Annotated in this window: 11 protein-coding genes; 6 read left to right on the plus strand and 5 right to left on the minus strand. The window is 46.9% G+C overall.

Annotation, left to right across the window (positions count from 1 at the left end):
* Positions 1 to 53: 53 nt before the first annotated feature.
* From acnD to L876_RS22020, 6 genes are all read left to right on the plus strand, one after another.
* Positions 54 to 2,657 (plus strand): Fe/S-dependent 2-methylisocitrate dehydratase AcnD, encoded by a 2,604-nt coding sequence (acnD, locus tag L876_RS0117325; RefSeq protein WP_037429147.1) that lies wholly within the window; start codon positions 54 to 56, stop codon positions 2,655 to 2,657.
* A gap of 64 nt (positions 2,658 to 2,721) precedes the next feature.
* Positions 2,722 to 3,891, plus strand: a complete 1,170-nt coding sequence (prpF, locus tag L876_RS0117330; RefSeq protein ID WP_028764956.1) for a 2-methylaconitate cis-trans isomerase PrpF — start codon at positions 2,722 to 2,724, stop codon at positions 3,889 to 3,891.
* 553 nt (positions 3,892 to 4,444) lie between these two features.
* Positions 4,445 to 6,145: a bifunctional UDP-sugar hydrolase/5'-nucleotidase UshA gene (gene ushA / locus L876_RS0117335; RefSeq protein ID WP_028764957.1), complete on the plus strand. Its 1,701-nt coding sequence runs from the start codon at positions 4,445 to 4,447 to the stop codon at positions 6,143 to 6,145.
* A 308-nt stretch (positions 6,146 to 6,453) separates the two neighbouring features.
* Complete coding sequence (locus L876_RS0117340; protein WP_028764958.1) at positions 6,454 to 6,894, plus strand: Hsp20 family protein; 441 nt, start codon at positions 6,454 to 6,456, stop codon at positions 6,892 to 6,894.
* A 202-nt stretch (positions 6,895 to 7,096) separates the two neighbouring features.
* On the plus strand, positions 7,097 to 8,851 hold the full coding sequence (locus L876_RS0117345; protein WP_051413171.1) for an ABC transporter substrate-binding protein: 1,755 nt from the start codon (positions 7,097 to 7,099) through the stop codon (positions 8,849 to 8,851).
* Complete coding sequence (locus L876_RS22020) at positions 8,838 to 9,563, plus strand: substrate-binding periplasmic protein (protein ID WP_051413172.1); 726 nt, start codon at positions 8,838 to 8,840, stop codon at positions 9,561 to 9,563. Before L876_RS0117345 ends, L876_RS22020 begins: the two co-directional genes overlap by 14 nt.
* A gap of 57 nt (positions 9,564 to 9,620) precedes the next feature.
* Here the strand turns inward: L876_RS22020 and L876_RS0117355 are convergent, their stop codons facing one another.
* The 5 genes from L876_RS0117355 to recC form a co-directional block, all read right to left on the minus strand.
* On the minus strand, positions 9,621 to 10,625 hold the full coding sequence (locus tag L876_RS0117355) for a D-alanine--D-alanine ligase (RefSeq protein WP_028764961.1): 1,005 nt from the start codon (positions 10,623 to 10,625) through the stop codon (positions 9,621 to 9,623).
* A 127-nt stretch (positions 10,626 to 10,752) separates the two neighbouring features.
* Positions 10,753 to 11,664 carry a hypothetical protein gene (locus tag L876_RS0117360; RefSeq protein ID WP_037429150.1) on the minus strand — a complete coding sequence of 304 codons (912 nt, stop codon included), beginning with the start codon at positions 11,662 to 11,664 and terminating at the stop codon, positions 10,753 to 10,755.
* Positions 11,661 to 13,592: an exodeoxyribonuclease V subunit alpha gene (gene recD / locus L876_RS0117365; protein ID WP_028764963.1), complete on the minus strand. Its 1,932-nt coding sequence runs from the start codon at positions 13,590 to 13,592 to the stop codon at positions 11,661 to 11,663. The genes L876_RS0117360 and recD overlap by 4 nt, the downstream gene beginning before the upstream one ends.
* Entirely contained in the window at positions 13,589 to 17,179 is a 3,591-nt protein-coding gene (gene recB / locus L876_RS22025) for an exodeoxyribonuclease V subunit beta (protein ID WP_037429153.1), read from the minus strand. The genes recD and recB overlap by 4 nt, the downstream gene beginning before the upstream one ends.
* The gene (gene recC, locus L876_RS0117375) at positions 17,179 to 20,649 is read right to left on the minus strand and encodes an exodeoxyribonuclease V subunit gamma (protein WP_028764964.1); all 3,471 of its coding nucleotides are present in this window, start codon (positions 20,647 to 20,649) and stop codon (positions 17,179 to 17,181) included. Before recC ends, recB begins: the two co-directional genes overlap by 1 nt.
* Between the last annotated feature and the right edge of the window lie 63 nt (positions 20,650 to 20,712).

Raw genomic sequence — 20,712 nt, forward strand, 5'->3', positions numbered from 1 at the left:
TTGTAGCGCTTGCTCCTTCTCTATGCACCAATTTGCCATGAAAATTATATTCAATGGATGATGTTATGAATACTACCCATCGTAAACCGCTTCCGGGAACCCAACTCGACTATTTCGATACGCGCAGCGCTGTTGATGCCATTACAGCAGGTGCCTACGACAAACTTCCCTATACCTCGCGAGTATTGGCAGAAAACTTGGTTCGCCGCTGCGATCCAGAAACACTCGACGCTTCATTAACCCAGCTTATTGACCGCAAGCGTGATCTAGACTTTCCGTGGTATCCCGCCCGCGTGGTGTGTCATGACATTCTCGGTCAAACTGCACTGGTTGATTTGGCAGGACTTAGGGATGCCATTGCTGAAAAAGGTGGTGACCCATCGGAGGTTAATCCTGTCGTTCCAACCCAATTAATTGTTGATCACTCCTTGGCGGTAGAGCATGCAGGTTTCGAAAAAGACGCCTTTGCCAAAAACCGAGCGATTGAAGATCGTCGTAACGAAGACAGATTCCACTTTATCAACTGGACTAAGAAAGCGTTTAAAAATGTTGATGTTATCCAACCGGGTAACGGCATTATGCATCAAATTAATTTGGAGAAGATGTCGCCGGTTGTGCAAACAGTTAACGGTGTAGCCTTTCCTGATACCTTAGTGGGTACTGACAGCCATACCCCTCATGTTGATGCACTTGGGGTGATCGCCATAGGTGTTGGTGGGCTCGAAGCAGAGAATGTTATGTTAGGTAGAGCCTCTTATATGCGTCTACCGGATATCATTGGTGTCGAGTTAACGGGGAAGCGACAGCTTGGTATTACTGCAACTGACATCGTTTTGGCCCTCACCGAGTTTTTGCGTGGTCAGAAAGTCGTCTCATCTTACTTGGAGTTCTTTGGCGATGGCGCAGCGGAGTTAACCTTAGGCGACCGGGCGACCATTTCCAATATGACGCCAGAGTTTGGTGCGTCGGCTGGCATGTTCTATATCGATCAGCAAACCATTGACTACTTGACGATCACTGGTCGTGACAGTGAGCAAGTTAAGTTAGTAGAGACCTATGCCAAACAGACTGGCCTGTGGGCTGATAGCCTTAAAAATGCTCAATATGAGCGTGTGCTAAAATTTGACCTGTCGACGGTTGTACGCAACATCGCGGGTCCGTCAAACCCCCATCGCCGTGTCGCCACCTCAGACCTTGCTGCACAGGGCATTAGTGGTGTGGTGGAAAATGAAGCGGACTTAATGCCTGATGGTGCGGTTATCATTGCCGCTATTACAAGTTGTACTAACACCAGTAACCCACGTAACGTGATTGCAGCAGCGCTATTGGCCAAGAAAGCGAATGAGCTGGGGCTAACCCGTAAACCTTGGGTGAAAACCTCATTTGCCCCAGGCTCTAAAGTGGCACAACTTTACCTGGAAGATGCCAAACTCTTAGGTGAGCTTGAACAGTTAGGTTTTGGTATTGTTGGTTTTGCTTGCACCACCTGCAACGGCATGAGCGGTGCGTTGGACCCTGCGATACAGCAAGAGGTGATAGAGCGCGATCTCTATGCGACGGCTGTTTTATCAGGCAACCGAAATTTTGACGGTCGTATTCACCCATATGCGAAACAAGCCTTCTTGGCATCACCACCATTGGTTGTGGCCTATGCCATTGCTGGCACGATACGCTTTGATATTGAAAAAGATGTATTGGGTACCGATGCGTCGGGCACACCGATACGCCTTAAAGATATTTGGCCGAGCGATGAAGAGATTGATGCGATTGTTAAAGCGAGCGTTAAACCTGAGCAGTTTAGAGAGGTCTATACGCCGATGTTTGACCTCAAAGTCGATTACGGTGAGCAGATTAGTCCACTCTATGATTGGCGCCCACAGAGCACCTATATTCGTCGCCCACCCTATTGGGAAGGTGCTTTGGCGGGGGAACGCTCACTTAAAGGAATGCGACCACTAGCGGTACTTGGCGACAATATCACGACTGATCACCTCTCACCTTCTAATGCTATTTTGGCAAGTAGCGCAGCGGGTGAATACCTGAGCAAAATGGGCTTACCTGAGGTTGATTTTAACTCTTATGCGACCCATAGGGGAGATCACCTGACGGCGCAACGTGCAACGTTTGCTAATCCTAAGTTACTCAATGAGATGGTGCAGAATAATGGCGAAATAAAGCAGGGCTCTTTTGCTCGTATTGAGCCAGAAGGCCAAGTTACGCGTATGTGGGAAGCGATTGAAACCTATATGGATCGCAAGCAGCCACTGATCATTGTCGCGGGTGCTGATTATGGCCAAGGTTCCTCAAGAGACTGGGCCGCTAAAGGGGTTCGCCTTGCGGGCGTTGAAGCGATTATTGCCGAGGGATTTGAGCGTATTCATCGCACCAACCTCGTTGGTATGGGGGTATTGCCGTTAGAGTTTGTTAACGGTGAGAACCGCCATACCTATGGTATTACTGGCAGTGAGACCTTCGATGTTGTGGGTGAACCCACACCTAGAGCTTTGCTCAAGGTGGTGATGAATCGTGCCAATGGTGAGCGTGTAACGATCCCGGTAACGTGTCGTCTTGACACTGCCGATGAAGTACTCGTCTATCAAGCGGGGGGGGTACTGCAACGCTTTGCGCAAGATTTTTTAGAAGCAAAAAAGGCTTGATAGCACTGTGCTGGCTGTTACGCCATGAGAGCCAGCACATAAAGCCCATAAAAAGGAAAGTGAAATGACTCAGCTAAAAATTCCTGCAACGTATATGCGCGGCGGCACCAGTAAGGGGGTGTTTTTTGCGCTCAATGATCTGCCTGCTGATGCGCAAACACCGGGCGAAGTAAGAGATGCCTTGCTACTGCGCGTCATAGGTAGCCCAGATCCCTATGGTAAACACACCGATGGAATGGGCGGTGCCACCTCCAGTACCAGTAAAACGGTGATTTTATCTAAAAGTGAAAAAGCCGATCATGACGTTGATTACCTATTTGGTCAGGTAGCTATCGACAAGCCCTTTATTGATTGGAGTGGGAATTGCGGCAACTTGACGGCTGCGGTGGGCGCTTTTGGTATCAGTAATGGCTTAGTAGATAAAAGCCGCTTACCAACAAATGGAATTGCCCAAGTACGCATTTGGCAAGTAAATATTCAAAAAACTATTATTGCTCACGTGCCAATGGTTGATGGCGCGGTGCGAGAAACTGGCGACTTTGAACTGGACGGTGTCACTTTTCCAGCGGCTGAAGTACAGGTCGATTTTGTTGACCCTGCCGATGGAGAAGGCGATATGTTCCCCACAGGTAACTTAGTTGACACATTAGATGTCCCCGGGATTGGTAGTCTATCTGTCACTATGATCAATGCGGGCATCCCCACCATTTTTCTCAATGCCGATGAAATCGGTTATCAAGGCACAGAGCTACAAGAAGCCATTAACGGTGATGAGAAGGCGTTAGCCATGTTCGAAACCATTCGTGCTCATGGTGCCTTGAAAATGGGGCTTATCGACGATATTGAACAAGCACAAATGCGACAGCATACGCCAAAGGTCGCATTTGTGGCGGGTCCGCAGGCCTACATATCGTCTAGCGGTAAAGCAATTGCCCAGACCAATATCGACCTGTTAGTGCGTGCGCTGTCAATGGGCAAACTACATCATGCCATGATGGGCACAGCCGCTGTAGCGATAGGCACTGCCGCAGCGATTCCGGGCACGCTTGTTAATTTGGCTGCGGGTGGGGGTGAGCGCGAAAGTGTGATCTTTGGTCATCCGTCTGGCACTTTAAAAGTGGGTGCTCAAGCGCATCAGTATAATGGGCGTTGGCAAGTAAACAAAGTGAGTATGAGTCGCAGTGCACGCGTGTTAATGGAAGGCTGGGTTAGGGTTCCTAATGCAATAAGTTAACTTGTGTTGTGGCAAAAAAGGATGCGTTAATGCATCCTTTTTTTATGCCTAGATTCGACAAGTGATGATATTTCTCAACAGCGGTCCTATAGCCAGCATTGCGCCTATTTCATTAACAATCCTATCACTTCAGTGGCCAGAATTGGCGGGGTTATGTCGCTTAGGTGCAATATTCAAAAATTATGGATTAGTAAAAGTTAACTTAATGTGATCGCTGGCACGCTATTAGATGATTTGGCGGTTATGTTTGTTTTGTATTGTGGAAAATCGAGTCGGCGTCATTGTGTTGCTCTAAGCGTTTAGAAGTATTGCTTTAGTTCTTTATTGTCTTTATGTCGCCACAATGCGTCAAAGGGTTTGGTATGTTGCTTGTTCTGTATCATGAACAAAAAGTGAAATAAAAGACTTATAAAATAAACATTTAGCTCACGTTTATTCATAAAAATGCCACAAATATGGGTATTATTTGCTATTATGTTTGTCAGCGAGATTATATCGTTCGCTATCAAAGAATATGATGGTTAATAAAAAAGATAATCTAGGGGTTGATGTAATGACAAATAAAATACTTAAAGGACTAGTCGCTACTGCAGTATTGGCAGCACTTGCTGGTTGTAATAGCAGCGATGATGATAAAGCGCCGACAACATGTGCCGAAGCTGGCGATGCGTGTACGACCTTTGCTGTTCTTCACACTAACGATAACCATGGCCGCTTTTTTGAAAATAAATATGGCGAATATGGTATGGCGGCTCGTAAGACGTTGATTGATCAAATCCGCGCTGAAGTTGAATCAAACGGTGGCGAAACGTTACTACTTTCCGGCGGTGATATTAACACTGGTGTACCAGAGTCAGATCTACAGGATGCACGTCCAGACTTCGTTGGTATGAACCTGATTGGTTACGATGCAATGGCTGTTGGTAACCATGAGTTTGATAACCCGCTATCAGTTGTAGATATGCAACGTGATCTTGCTGAGTTTCCAATGTTAGCCGCTAACATTTATGACAAAGAAACGGGTGAGCGCTATTTCGATGCTTATAAAGTATTCGACGTCAATGGTGTGCGTATTGCTGTAGTCGGTCTAACGACTGAAGATACGGCTAAAATCGCTAACCCAGAGTTTATTGGTGGCCTTGAATTTACCGATCCTAAAGAAGAGCTTAAGAAAGTTATTAAGCAGATTAAAGATGCGAATGAAGCTGATTTGATTTTTGCAACGACTCACATGGGTCATTATGCAGACGGTGTTAATGGTAACAATGCCCCTGGTGATGTTGCATTGGCTCGCGCTATGGCTGAAGGTGAGTTAGCTGCCGTTATCGGTGGTCACTCTCAAAACCCTGTTTGTATGGAAGGCAATGTCTACGACCCTGAATTTACACCTGGTGGAGAGTGTAAGCCCGATGTGCAAAACGGCACATTCATTATGCAGGCTCATGAATGGGGCAAGTATGTCGGTCAAGCTAACTTTGAATATTTCAATGGTGAGCTACACCTAGCAAGCTACAAGCTGATCCCTGTAAACTTGAAAGAGAAGAACGAAGCAGGTGATCGCGTTCATATTGGTGAGCCTATTACGCCAGACGCGACTGTGCTTGAAGTGATGCAGCAGTATCAGGACAAAGGTCAAGAAGAGCTATTAGAAGTTATCGGTTCTACCGATGATAAACTTGAAGGCGACCGTGGTGTTGTTCGTAATCAACAGACTAACTTAGGTCGTTTACTCGCTGAAGCTCAGCGCACGAAAGTGGCAGCAGACTTTGCGGTAATGAATTCGGGCGGTGTGCGTGATTCAATTCAACCTGGCGAAATTACCTATAAAGATGTTCTGACTGTGCAGCCATTTGGTAACTCTATCACCCTAAGCACATTGACAGGTGCTGAAGTAACCGATTATCTAAATGTGGTTGCAACGGTTGATGTAGGCGAGACAGGTTCTGGTGCATATCCACAGCTAGTTGGCATTAAGATGGATGTTGATTGTGAAGCTAAGACTGTAGCTATCAGCGACATCAATGGCAAAGGTTATGCCGCTGATGCGACATATACGTTCACGGTTCCTAGCTATAATGCTGCTGGTGGTGACGGTTACCCAGTACTGACGCCTGTGATGACTGGCTATGTTGATGCAGAGGTATTATATACTTACATTAAGAATACTGGTGACATCAAGGCTGCAGATTATGCGCCAGTTGCTGGTGATATTCAGTTCTTAAACAGTAAGAGCCCATTAGCTTGTAAGTTCTAAGCGACAAGATAAGTGTGCAAAAAAGGCAGCCAATAGGCTGCCTTTTTTTATGTCTGCTATATCTATTACCGTCTTACTCTTAGGTAAATAATTTAAAATTTTTCACTTTATGGGTTGAAAAGGATTTTCGCTATCCGCATATAGTGATTATGAGACGCTCGATGAGGTCTCTAAGTTAAATGAACATTCAGCGCCTTCGGGGCTGCAAGGTTTAACTCAACAATGACTCGGTGCGATACCCAGTAAACCAGATAAGTTTGCTATATCGGCCATTTAAAATTGATATTGCTTAATACAAGGATATACAGATGCGTAATTATGACTTAACTCCTCTATACCGAAGTGCCATTGGTTTCGATCGTTTAGCCCAGCTAGCAGAGCATGCTGCTTCGAACAAAGGCAATTCAGGGTACCCTCCTTATAATATCGAGCTGCTAGATGAACATAGATACCGTATTACCATGGCGGTGGCAGGATTCTCGATGCAAGAATTAGATATTACCAGTGAAGGTGACAAACTGGTTATCAAAGGGACTAAAGCCGAGCAAGATACCGAGCGTAAGTATCTGTATCAAGGTATTGCCGAGCGCGGTTTCGAGCGCACATTTCAGTTGGCAGATTATGTGACTGTGGTGGGTGCAGATTTAGAACATGGCTTACTTAATATCGATCTTAAGCGTGAGATCCCAGAGGCACTTAAGCCGCGTAAAATCGAGATTGGTACTACTAGGTTAATTGATGCCGAGTAATTAACTCAGCTAAACCCTGGATGAGAAAAGGAAGCGACCGCTTCCTTTTTCGTTTCTACGATGAGTCACGACACAGAATCATTCTTACTAAACGTGTCTGGCTCTATGTATATCTATCAGATAAAACAACTTTTTTTACATTCACTTTAATAATATTTATCCCCACTAAGTGGCATTAATCTATAATTTCATCCATGATGAAATGAGACTAAAAAGTAGGGGTAATTATTGGGTGCGCGGAACAATCCGATCTATTTATTTGCTTAGTTTAATCATCAGCGCTGGTGTAAATAGTGCCCGAGTGGTTGCTCAACCAGAGACTGAACAGTCGTTGGTGGCACAGCATTGGGTTGACTCTGAGTTACAGCCTTCCACTCTTTCACGGGATGAACAGTTAAGAGAACTGCAATGGTTTATCAACAGCAGTCTGCCTTATCAAGGCATGGAGATCCGTGTCGTATCAGAACGTATCTTGACCCATTGGTATGAAGCCAATGTGCTCGCAAAAGCTTTTTATGAGCTCACGGGTATAAAAGTGGTGCATGAGTTAACTGGCGAAGATGATGTCATACAAAAATTATCAGCGCAGATCCAAACCAATCAGAACCTCTACGATGCTTATATTAATGATAGCGACTTAATCGGTACCCATTTTCGCTCCGAACAGGTGGTGGCACTTTCTGATTTTATGGCCAACGAGGGTCAAGCTGTTACGCTTCCAACGCTTGATCTACAAGATTTCATGGGGATTAAGTTTACGACCGCACCAGATGGCAAGCTCTATCAACTTCCTGATCAGCAGTTTGTAAACCTCTACTGGTATCGCCATGATTGGTTTAGCAATGTCGCTTACCAACGCCAGTTTTTAGCTAAGTATGGTTATGCGTTAGGTGTGCCACAAAATTGGCAAGCCTATGAAGATATCGCAGATTTTTTTACTAATGATATTAAAGAGATTGATGGGAAACGGGTATATGGCCATATGGATTACGCTAAAACTGATCCCAGTTTAGGTTGGCGTATGTCGGATGCATGGCTGTCAATGGCGGGGGTTGGGGATGTAGGCTTGCCCAATGGGCTGCCCGTCGATGAATGGGGCATTCGCGTCGAAAACTGTCGACCTGTCGGTGCCAGTGTGAGTCGCGGTGGGGCATTAAATGGGCCAGCAGCTGTTTATGCGATCGATAAATTTGTCTCTTGGCTTAACTTGTATGCGCCACCAGAGTCGAGCTCACTGAATTTTACCCAAGCGGGTGAATGGCCGGGTAAGGGCGTGATTGCGCAGCAGATATTTTGGTACACCGCGTTTGTTGCCGATCTTACTGATCCGAGCCTTGCGGTGATGAATGAAGATGGTACCCCAAAATGGCGCGTTGCTCCTTCGCCTGTGGGTAAATATTGGCAAAAAGGGATGAAGTCGGGTTACCAAGATACCGGGGCGTGGACGCTTCTTAAAAATACCCCCTTAAAAAGACAGCAAGCGGCGTGGTTATATGCGCAATTTGTGGTGTCTAAAACAGTTTCGCTTAAAAAGACGTTAGTGGGTTTAACACCCATACGCCATTCAGATATACAGTCGGACGTCATGACGAAAAAGGCGCCATATCTAGGGGGGCTGGTAGAGTTCTATCGCAGCAATGCCCGAGAAGTTTGGACCCCGACAGGTACTAATGTACCTGATTACCCAGGGTTATCGCGTTTTTGGTGGCAGTACATTTCAAAAGTAGTGGAGGGGACGTTAAGCTCCCAGCAAGCGTTGGATCAATTTGCCACAGCTGTTGATAAACACCTGGATATGCTTTCAAAGCGTTCCTCTCACCCCTGTGCACCAAAACTGAATGATAAGCAACCGGCTCAATTTTGGTTGCAACAAAATGGCTCGCCTAAACCGGTGAATCTTGATGAGCCAAAAGGCAAGACCTTGCCTTTTGAGGAGGCAATAAATGCATGGTACTAGACGCATTGTTAACGCGTTGCTGTACTTGATTCTGGCAAGCTTTGCGGTGCAGGCTGAGCCCGTTAAGGTGCTTACCTATGATGTTGCTCCCTTTGCGTTTACAAATGGCGAGCAGAACCAAGGTTTGTTGATTGAAGTGCTTGATGAGCTGTTTAAGCGTTCAGAACTTGAGTATATGGTGCAGTTTCTACCGTTAAAGCGGGCCATCATTAGTGTCGAGCACGACAATAATACTTGTGTATTACCCATAGAGAGAAGTCAAGAACGTGAAGTCCATTTCCAATGGATAAGCCCGGTATTAGTGTCTCGTTATGGGCTGTTTGACTTGCCTGAGTCGCAGATCTATTTGACCACACTCGAGGATGCCAAACCTTATGTTATTGGCAGCTTTCTAGGAAGTGGTGTCGGTGAATATCTCAAAGACTTTGGTTTTCGGGTCGAGTTAACCTCGTCAAATCGTCAAAACGTCAACAAGTTACTGCGTAAGCGGATTCCTTTTTGGGCGGCTGAGTTAGTGAGTGCCAATCACTTAATGAAAAAAGCTGGGGTTAACTTGACCCCAGAGCTGGTGTTTTACACCTCGTTACGGGCGATGGCTTGCAATAAAGAGATGGATTTCAAAAAGGCTGAAGCGTTACAAGCGAGCTTGTTGAGCATGTATCACGATGGTTTCTTGACGGCACTCTATGCGAAATATGGCACAGAAATTTAAACCGCGAATCGCTTTCGTTTAAGAAGAGTTGGTTCGCGGTAAAAACTAACCTGTCAGTTACCGACTTACCCCTTGTTCAATGGCTTCTGCTAAATACTCGCTAAAATCATCACCATGATTGGCTAACATTTTTGGAAACATTGAGATGGGCGTTAGTCCTGGGAAGGTGTTAATTTCGTTTAATAAAATTTCATTCTCAGGCGTTAAAAAGAAATCAATTCTTGATAGATGACGTAGCTTCATTCCATCAAAGACCTTAATGGCATACTCGCGAATACGCTCTGCAATCTCGTCACTGACATCAGCCACGACTTGGGTGGTGGCTTGGCTATTGGCAGCATACTTTTCATCAAAGGTGTAAAAGGTGTCTGCGGAGCAGATCACTTCGCCCGGCAATGTGGCTACAGTTTCTCCACGATATTGGTATACCGCTACTTCTAACTCTCGAGCACGGATGGTTTTCTCTACAACAACATAAGGTGAAAAGCTAAATGCTTCGGTTAAAACAGCGCTAATATCTTGTTGTTGATCGACGCGGTAGCAGCCGACGGAGGAGCCTTGTGAAGCCGCTTTAACGAAGATTGAGCCCCACTGTTGAAACGCGGCTTCTGTCTGTTTAATGGCATTATCATCCAGCTGGTTTAAAAAGATGTAAGGCGTATTAGGGATCCCCAACGCGCTAAACCACATCTTTGCGGTGATCTTATTAAAACAGTTACTTGAGCCTTCAGAGTCACAACCAAAATAGGGTAATTTGATCAAATCAAAGTAGGATTGGATATCTCCGGTTTCACCAGGGAAACCATGGATACAGGGGATCACATAATCGACTGGCCATGGAGCGATGCTTTCATCGTCAAAGCGGATCACCTTTTGATTAGTGAGCTCGCAGGGCTGGTCCGTTTTGGTGCGATACTGCCCATTGCCATCTAGCTCAACTCGTAACACAGACACGTGAGGCAGTTTTGCTAGTGAGGTTTCGAAATAGTTAGCCGACAACAGTGAGATTGCATGTTCATCTCCACCGCCACCACACAAAAGCAATAGATTGGTCGGACGCATCTTTTCTCCATAATATCCAGTACATTTATACCCAAGGCCACTATGACGCGCTGAGGAATTTATGCAAGTTTTGCACGCTTACTTAGGTCTCAATTGCTGGTTTTCTATCCTAGGGAATAGGTTTTAGCTAACTTGCCCAAGGGGTCTCATAGATGGCTTGGTAAGTGTTTTGTTTTAGTAAGGTTACACCGACTGCACTAAGGAACAGGGTTTGCCCTGGTGTCAGTGCCTCCTGTGCATAAATGAAGTAGGCCGCTCGTTGACGTTGGGGATAAGCTTTAAAATATTTTGCCCGTTCAATCAGTAGCCAGCGAATAAATATTTCGCTACTTTCTAGCCCCAAACCGATAAACACCAAGTCATTGCTAAATAGGATCTGTAGCCAGGTTGAGCTGCCGTTCCAATGGCTGAGATCGTCATTGGCAAAGAGTCGTCCTTTGCCCCCTTTATGCAGCAGTGCCCGTGCTCGTTCGACCGACCCCATATAATGGCTTAGCCCAAGCCTTACGCTACGAGCATAACGTTGCATGCCGTTAATATGCCAAATTGCAAAGGCATTGGTGGGATCATCAAGGTTATGTGGTGCAAAATGGCTGCCCCAAGGATAGTAATCGGTAAATCGCTTAGGGTTGCTATGATATAAGTTGAGCCCCTGATCGGCACTGAGGGTTTCTTCAAAATTAGTGGTCAAGATAGGGGCATTGTGTGCCTTAGCCCATTCAACAATGGCGTTATGGTGAGCCGTGGGTTGCCAATCTGCCATCAATGCGCAAAATGCTTTTTGCAGCGATACATCTTCGCTGTGATTGATAAGCGTTAAAGAGTCGTAGAACTCTGTCAGGGAGATACCGTGCGGGATGTGGGTAACCGCGCTATCGGCGAAGGCTTGGTATAGTTGCAGTAGCATAGTATCCCACGCATTTATCGCGCCATCAGGTGCACCATAGCGGTTAATACCATTACCTATGATAAAGGCTGGTTTACTGCGTGGATTATTCCCGAACTGCGTCAGCAGCTCAGTTAATGTGCTTGGGTTCATGACTGCCAAAGTCTGTTAGCGAGGCCAGAGGCTCGCTGGGTTGCTTGAGCACAGGCTGCCTCAAAGATTTTTTGACTGCCTAAACAACTAAAATGGTTTTTGGCCCGAGTGATGGCCGTGTAGACCAGCTCTTTACTCAATAGCTGACGCTGTGCAGCGCTCGGTCGTGGAGGCAACACCAGTGCCACTTGGCTAAATTCGCTGCCTTGGCTCTTATGAACTGTCATAGCAAAGCAAGTTTCATGGCTAGGAAGCCTAGCGGGTAATACTTTTAACAGGCTTCCATCGGCTTGAACAAAATGGGCCATCAGCCGAGAGTGATTGGTTTCATCTGGCAAAATCACCCCAATATCGCCGTTAAATAGTCCCAAATTGTAGTCGTTGCTTTGAATGATCACTGGGCGTCCCGCATAAAATTCATGGCTTAGCGAAATAAGTTGCGCCTGGGCCAGTGCTTGGCTCACGCTGGCATTAATGCCTTCGACGCCAAATTCACCCACGCGCATGGCGCACAATATGCGGTATTGATTGAACCTGTCGATGATCTCACTGGGCGTATGGCAGCCACTTGCAATGGCTTTTAAATAGACACCGTAATGTTCAACACTCTGCGTAAGCAGTGCCTGCAACCCAAGATTCCCCTGAGGTGTGTCTTGGTGCTCAATCCATAAAAGCTCTTGATAGCCCTGTTGCCAAACGTGCAGAACAGCTTTCAGATCAGAGCGATTAACGGCGCCAGCAAGTAAGCCAATGCCGGCATCGCCTTGAAAACGGTGACTGTGCATTAACATCGCCAGAGCATCGCCAATTTGGGCATCGGGGCTGACAAAGGGGGTTAAGTCGCTAGCGGTCAATTGGCTGAGTAGCTTTTCTTTATCGGGGCTGTAGCGCATTCGCCATTGGCTAACGCCATCTGCAGAGACCTGTTTTAATCCTGCACAGATATCGGCAAGCACAGCGCCGGCTTCTACAGAAGCCAGTTGATCTTGATCGCCCAATAAAATCAAGCGCGCATGCTCGGGCAGGGCATCAAGCAGCTTATGCATCATAGGCAGGTCAACCATGGAGGCTTCATCGACGATCAATAGATCTAAACGCAGCGGATTATCCTTATGGTGCCTGAAGCGATGGGAGTTTGGGATCACGCCCAATAGACGGTGTAGGGTTGTCGCCTCTTCAGGTACTGCGGCTAACGCGGTTAATGATAGCGGATCGCTCTTTTGCCCAAGTTCAGTGGCTAAGCGTACTTTGGAAGCCTTTATCGATTCACTCAAGCGCGCAGCAGCTTTACCGGTTGGTGCCACCAATTTGATGGTCAATGTTTGCTGCTGGCAGAGTAACAATAATAGTTTGGTTACCGTGGTGGTTTTACCTGTACCTGGGCCACCCGTTATCACCGCCAGTTTGTGGCTGAACGCGGTGGCGGTGGCAATTTTTTGCCAGTCTAGTGCCTGGGCTGTTGGCGAAAATAATGCGGACAATAATGTTTGAGTGTGTGGGATATCGTCAACATCAATGGGAACACACAGCCTTTTTAGTTGCTCACTCACCTGATATTCAAATTGATAATAGCGTTGCAGGTAAAGGTTGTTTCCATCTAAAATCAATGGTTTACCTGTATCGCTTGGCGTGCCAACAGCGCTACTTTGGCTTAAGGCATCGACTAACTCTACAGTCGAACCCAATAACTGACACTGAGCAGTGACTTCAGCCAGAGGATTACTATTGTCGATGAGGTTAAGCGGTAGGCAAGTATGTTGTAAGGATAGCTGCCGGCTGAGTAGGGCGCAGATAAAGGTAAAGAGTGGCGTGCTGTCAGCATGCATAGCGCTCATTTCAAGGGCAAAATGCCTGTCAAGAGCGGTGAGTAGTCTTTGCTGCTCCCACTCTTTGAGTAAGCGCTCGAGCGGTTTATCTAATGCGATCATAATGGCTGCTCCACTTGAGTCGATGTATGAGCGCTAGTGGCCATATCGCTGGTGCTATATTCAAATAAGGCATCGAGTCGCTCAATTAACGCCAACGGTGGTTTATCGAAATAGACGCCTGATCGAGCGTGGTGGGCTGACATGCCACGTAGAAATAGGTAATAGCAACCGCCGAAGTGTTGCTGATAGTCATAATTTGGCATACGCATTTTTAAATAGCGATGCAGCGCTAAGGTATAGATGATGTATTGCAGATCGTATCTGTGGCTGCGGATCGCTTGATGCATAGCGTCAACCTGATAGTGATGAAAGTCATCGCCCAAGTGGTTAGATTTATAGTCGGCAATATAAAATTGATTGTTGTGCTCGAAGGTTAAATCGATAAAACCTTTGAGCATGCCTTGTAAGCTTTCAAACTCTAAACCCGCGCTGTAGCCAAATTCGGTCAATAGCTGATTAAGCTTGTTGGCGCTGAGCCGTGAAATGGGCAGATAGAACTCCATTTCCACTAATGTTTGCGTAGATGATAGGTCTGATAACCTAAGGCAAGCATTGCTATCAAGCGGTGCTGCCAGTAAATCAAGATACCAGTGATGTAGCACAGATTGCCACTGCTCATCGATAGCATATTTCTCCATTGCGCCGGGCAACTGGGTGCTCAAGGTGGTATCTGCGTCGGTAAAATCGATAAGTTCAAGAACAAGATGCAGAAAGCTACCAGCGTTTGCCCCACGCTCGAAAGTAAAGCGCGACGCGGCAGCGGGCTGCTCATCTCGAATAACGCTAACTTCAGGAAAGGTCTCATCATCACTGCCAGGCAGGACTCGCTCATGGGCGAGGTGTTTGACCAAGCCGGAGTAACTGCCCACGCGCCAAGGTATCATCGTCGGTCGCACTAAGGTTTTAGGTGCTAACTGCGTGGCGAGTTCATCGGTGAATTCGACGGGCTGGGCCTCTGCGATGCCGTCTATGGTGGTGACACTAATTGCATCACTAGCGAGCTTCAGTGCGTGATTCTGTAATTGTGAAAACTCACAGTTTTTATCTTCAATCCCCAGCAGGTAACCTATGGCCGTTTCATGAAGTTGACTGCTGATCCCCGCTTTTTTGGTGAACCTTGAGTGGTTAGCGATATACAAATAGCACGCCAGAACCGGACGAGTTAACGCTACGTAGAGAAGACGAAGATCTTCAGCTAGGGTTTCTCGTTTATGGTTTTCCCAGCCTTCGTCTGTTTGACCTATGTCCCATAGCAGTTGACCATCATGATGGTAGAGCATAGGCGAGGGCTTGCGTCGGTTGTCTCTGGCTAAGCTGACAAAGGGCACAAAGCAGACAGGATACTCGAGGCCTTTACTTTTATGAATGGTGACAATCTGCACCAAGTTTTGCTCACTCTCTAACCTAAGCTGTGACTCTTCCGTGCCCTGGTGCTCTATTAGTGCTTGTTCATACCAATTAACCAGAGCGCTTATCCCATCTAATTCAGTGGCTTTTTGCTGTAAAAGCTCGCCTAAGTGCCTGAAATCAGTTAAGCGTCGCTGACCATCTTGTTGTGTGAGAATTCGCTCAATTAACTTAGTCTCGCTGGCCATAGCCAAGAGGCAAGGCATGACGCCGCGTTTCAACCAAAGTTGATGCAATGCGTTAAACTGCTCTAGCAAGGTCTGACGGGTATCTTCATCTATGTTAAAACGATGAATCGCCTCGCAGTTATAACCTAGCAGATGAGTGGCCAGTGCACTGCGCAGGGTTCGCTCATCTTTTGGGTTAGCAATTGCGGTGAGGATAAGTGCGAGTTCTCTGGCTTCAAGTGTGGCAAAAACGCTATCACGGCTGAGAAATACCGCACCGATGTTACGCTCAGATAACGCTGTTTTAATATATGCGGCTTCATTTCTGTCCCGCACCAGTACAGCAATATCCCTTGCCTTCAATGGTTTATCGCAATTCAGGCATTGGCCTTGCTGGGCTTGGGTTAATAGCCGCACTATCTCATTGGCACAGTCTTGTGCGAGTAGTTTGCGAGCGCTGGCCTTATTGAGGCCTTTATCTGGGTCTTCACTGAGTAGTTTAATTCGCAGTGCACTGTTGTCGTGCTCTGCCTCAATGAGTTGTTTACTGATTGCAAAGGGCGATGGCGCGACTGAGTCAAAGGGAATGGCCTCACTGATAAAGGGATCTGAATGCTGCGAAAACAGCTGGTTCACACCCGCAATCATATTAGCGCTAGAGCGGTAATTGGTGTCTAAGCTGTAGTGCTCTTCGGTATTATTTCTGGCATTGATATAGGTATGGATATCGGCGCCGCGAAAGGCGTAAATGGCCTGTTTAGGATCGCCAATCATCAGCAGACTTAGTTTCGCTAACACCGTTTCATCTTGATCATAAATTTGACTAAAAATCTGATATTGCAATGGATCCGTGTCTTGGAACTCATCGATGAGCGCGACAGGAAAACGTTTACCAATACTGGTGGCCAGTGGTGTGGCACTGTCCATGGTTAATGCGTGCGCCAAGGTGGTGAGTAGATCATCAGGCGTAAGCAGGTTTCGTTCCTGTTTTTGCCGTGTAAATCGCGCTGAAATACCTTCGCGGGCGGTAAAAAGAAAGCTAGGTACCAACTGAGCGAGTAATTGGCTTAGACTTTCAATGTGAGCCAGTAACGGGGCTTCATCAGGTGTGGGTAACACGCCGCCTTTGTTAAGCTTTAGATTGTGCAAAGAGAGTGCATCGAGCACTTTAAGATCGGGCAGAGCTTGGCTATATTTGCCCCAGTTATCCATGGCATCAAGCATTGCGGCTAGCTTAGGGTAACCTTGGTCTTTTTTTCCAAAGCGGACACCGTTGAGAGGCAGTTGATGCAATAACGCTTCAATTGCCTCTCGCTCTCGCTGCCAAGTCAGCTTAAGCCGGCTTAAACTTTGGCTGACTTGCGCCGAGAGAGCAGCAAACTCGATGGGAGTTGGTGTGGCAATCGCTTGGCTTGCCCCCAGTAATGGCCGAAGCTGACTTGCTAATCCGTCTGGATCATTAAACTTATTTTGTATTACTTGTGCCAAGTAGCTGGGCAGCTGATAGCAGCTTTCACGCCAAAAATCGCGTACTGCATGGTGCAAAAACTCGCTGTCATCTAAGGTAAACTCTGACTCAAACAATAGCGACGATTCAAATGCCATATCAGCCAATATCCGCTGGCAAAAGCCATGGATAGTAAAAATTGAGGCTTCGTCTAAGGATTTGAGTGCCAAGTCTAAACGCTTGCGGGCAATGGCAAGTTCTGTTGTTGGGGTTTGTTGGTACAGCTGCTCAATGAGCTCATCATCGATGGCGAGGCCTATAAAGCGTTTGTAAGCCTGCTGGATTTTTTTGCGAATGCGATCCCTAAGCTCACCCGTTGCGGCGTTGGTAAAGGTAACCACCAAGATCTGCTCGCAGCTTAGCGGTGCCGGGATCTCGTGTCCCAGTAGTAAACGCACATAGAGGCCCGCAATGGTATAGGTTTTCCCCGTGCCCGCACTGGCTTCGATTAGCCGTTTTCCGCCAAACGGTAATGTTAAGGTATCTAATGATTTACTGTGCTGCATTACTGCCCCTCCACATAGCGGACTAACTCATTTAACGGTGCTTTGTGGTAAAGACTCAGCATGGGAGAGAGCAGTGTGGAACTGATCTCGCCAAAACCTTGAGCATCGAAATCATCGGGAAAGCGATAGAGGCGTTGGAAGTGAGGTTCTAACCCTTCACCGAGTTGACTCTGTTCATCAAGCCACTGTGTCTGTGCTGCCAGTAACTTCTCGTGATGATCGCCCTCAGCTTCTACATAGGCCAATGCGGTTCTGGGAATAAACATAAGCGGTACACTTTGTCCTTGATTGAAATAATCGACCCATATTTTCAGCTGATTGAGGGCTTGGTGCGGTTCAATGGCTGCAAAGGCATGAAAGTGGCCAATGTCGAGTAAGTAACTGGTTCTATTTTGTGTACTGGCTTGCGGCGTGGTGCAGGCATTGAGACACAGATGACGCAGATACACCCTAATAAGATCCCGGGCATTGGCAGTGCCAGGTCGATAGTTAACTAGCCCTTTTGCCGAAATGGCATCGATACGCCCCACTAATGTTTGTTGGGCGGTGTTGCCAAGCTCAAGCGTGATATCAACCGAGTGCGCCTTTTCACCTTTTAAATAAAGGGTTCGACCAATAACTGGTTTAATATCGTGCAAATATTGGTTTAGCAGTAGGTCATCAAAAGGTGCCAGTGGTAGTTGACCTGCCAGTTTTAATTTGTGCAACATCTGTGAGTCGGGTGATTCTTGCTGCTGGCGGATTGCATCGTCAATGAGGCCACTTTGCAGTTGGTAGCGTGACAGTGGATTTAAACTGAAGGGTTCATCATTATCATCGGCTTGAATCGAAAGATTGAGATCTAATTTAAGCGAACGGTTAAAAAAGTACTGTGCTGGGTTGCGGAAGAAACGGATTAACGCCGACAGTTCCAATTCGTTACTTTCTTGCTCATCGGTGAGAGTCAATGGTGCGTTGATAAACCCGGAGTCTAAATGTGGCTCGCCGCCTGCGATGGTTGGACACCATTGCTCGCTATAGCTTTGTTGCAGTGTACCGCCGTCTTGATAGAGACGCTCATCGAAAGGCTGCAGCGGTTGCATGATGATCAACTGCTCACTAACGGCTTGCTCAATTGCTTGGATATCGTTGATGCTGACCGTTTGCCTGTCAAAATAGCTTGGTAGATAGCACAGCTGGCAATACTCCACTAATTCTGACACTAACATCGAAGCGATACGTTCGCTATTATCTCGCTCACTGTGGCCAATATAACTGATATAGAGCTGTTCTCTGGTTGACAGTATGGCTTCTAAAAACAGGTATCTGTCATCGAGACGGCGAGAGCGATCGCCTTTTCGCGCGCCATATTGCGCGACTAAGTCAAAGCCGACTGGATGCTGTACGCGAGGATAGACACCGTCGTTCATTCCCAGTAAACACACAACTTTAAAGGGAATGGAGCGCATTGGCATAAGAGTACAGAAATTGACACTACCGGCTAAATAGCGCTGGCCTACACGGGACTCTGAAAGATGCGATACAAACCAATTTTGCAGTACATCTATGCTCAATTGGCCTTGATAGATGGCTTGTGAAACCTCTTCGTTGAGGCGACTTATCGCTGCGTGTAGGGTTTGTACCTGTTGCAGCTCTTCGTCGATGGGATCGTAGAACTGCTCCACTAACTGTTGCAGCTGTTCTATTCGTTCGGGTAACGGACTGCTGTCCTTGAGCTGTAACATAAACTGATCGAGCGCTTCAATAAAATTGAGGAGTTTACCCAATGCTTGGGCTGATTGTCCTTCAACGCCATCTAGGGCTAACTTGTCGTGGTAGACCGGAGCATTATCACTAAAGCTATAGCCTAAAATCAGGCGCTTGATACCAAATGACCACGCATTTTTCTCAAAAGGAGGCAGTTGTTGTGCTGTTCGACCTGCAGCATCCCGCCCCCAACGTACGCCAGCTTGTTCAAGCCAGCGACGAATCACGCTGAGTTCCTCATCATCGAGTTCAAAACGCCTCAGCACAGCTGGCACCTCTAAAATACTGATGATGTCAGTGAGAGCAAAACGGCTTTGGTTGATGGTCAGTAGTTTTAAGAAACTGCTGATCAGCGGCGATTCTTGAGCCGCGCCACGATCGGCTATTGCATAAGGGATATAATGGCTGCCTGTTTTAGCCGCAAAAACAGCATCTATATAGGGGGCGTATGCCGCAACATCTGGCATCATGATCACGATATCTTTAGGGGTGAGCACCTCTCCTGATGCGGCTGGTTTTGACAACATGGTCAGCAAGTGATCATGCAGGGTTTCGATTTCACGTAACGGGCTATGGCAGCTTCGCAGTGTAATTGAGTCATCAGTAGGCGTAAGGGGACGTCGGCCTTCGATACTAAGATAGAACTCGCCGTTAGGACCTAAACTCTCACCGCGGGTTTGCATTTCCAAAATATCATGTTGGATGCCACTGAGCAGGTTGTGGTGGCCTGGGTCCTCAAAGCACTCAAAACTAAAGTCGGTATTATCTTCCGGGAGTTCTAACATCAGGTCGAGCAGTTCACGCCCCATTTTACCATTATTAGCTAGCAGCGGGTTGCCGACCTCGAGTTTATCTTCCCAGTCCTGTGCCAGTTGATGCTTGTCTGCGTATTGCAGTGCCATGCGAGCCCTGAGCCTGGGGTCAACAATATCTCCCCAGTAGTGTTGGCAGGGGGAGAGGTTAAGCATGATGACATCGATACGTTTGGCGAGAAAAGCTATCACTTCAAGTGTTTGTGGTGCCATGGATGAGATACCAAACACAAATAGACGCGGCGGTAATCCATCCAGTGGACAATTTGGATCGTCGAGCGTATCGAATAGTGCCTGATGGAGATTGGCTCTGTGATAGGTACTTTGAGCTAATTGGTTGTGGTTGTAATGAATTAGCTCACGCCATAATACAGGTTGCCACGCTTGAGATTCGTTAAGGATTTCCTGTTTAGGCGGTAGGGTGTTTTCTCCCGCTTCCCAAGCTAAAATCCAGTCTGGACGATACACTAAGTACTGGTCAAAAATATCAGCAATTTGACCGCACAGTTGAAACAGCTTAAGCGAGGCGTGGTCGACGGTATGACTTTGCAGCGTATTGTTCTCTAAATAGTGCGCGAGTGGAGCATAAATCGGCTGGTGGATGAGCTGGGGCAACAAATCCATCAATTTCCACGTCATAGCTGCTTTGGTAAAGGCGTTCTCTTTGGGCACATCATTGAGTAGCGAGTGGCAAAGTTGCCAAATGAAACTTGAGGGTAAGGGAAATTCTAATGCGGCAGCAATATTGTTATGTTCAGCAATGGCTAGACGCAACCACGTGGACATCCCTGGACTTTGAACCAGTATCTGCTCTGGAGTTAATAGTGGCTGGTTTGCAATGGGCGTTTTAAGCTCATCCGCGAGCAGTTTTGCCAAAGATTCCATTCTATTTGATTGAACCAAGTAGAGCATAATGTGCCTTATCCGCGTTGCCTTTTATCCCGCTAAAGCCGATGTTCGATTAGGGACAAATTG

It is taken from the genome of Shewanella colwelliana ATCC 39565 (assembly GCF_000518705.1).
GTDB lineage: Bacteria > Pseudomonadota > Gammaproteobacteria > Enterobacterales > Shewanellaceae > Shewanella > Shewanella colwelliana.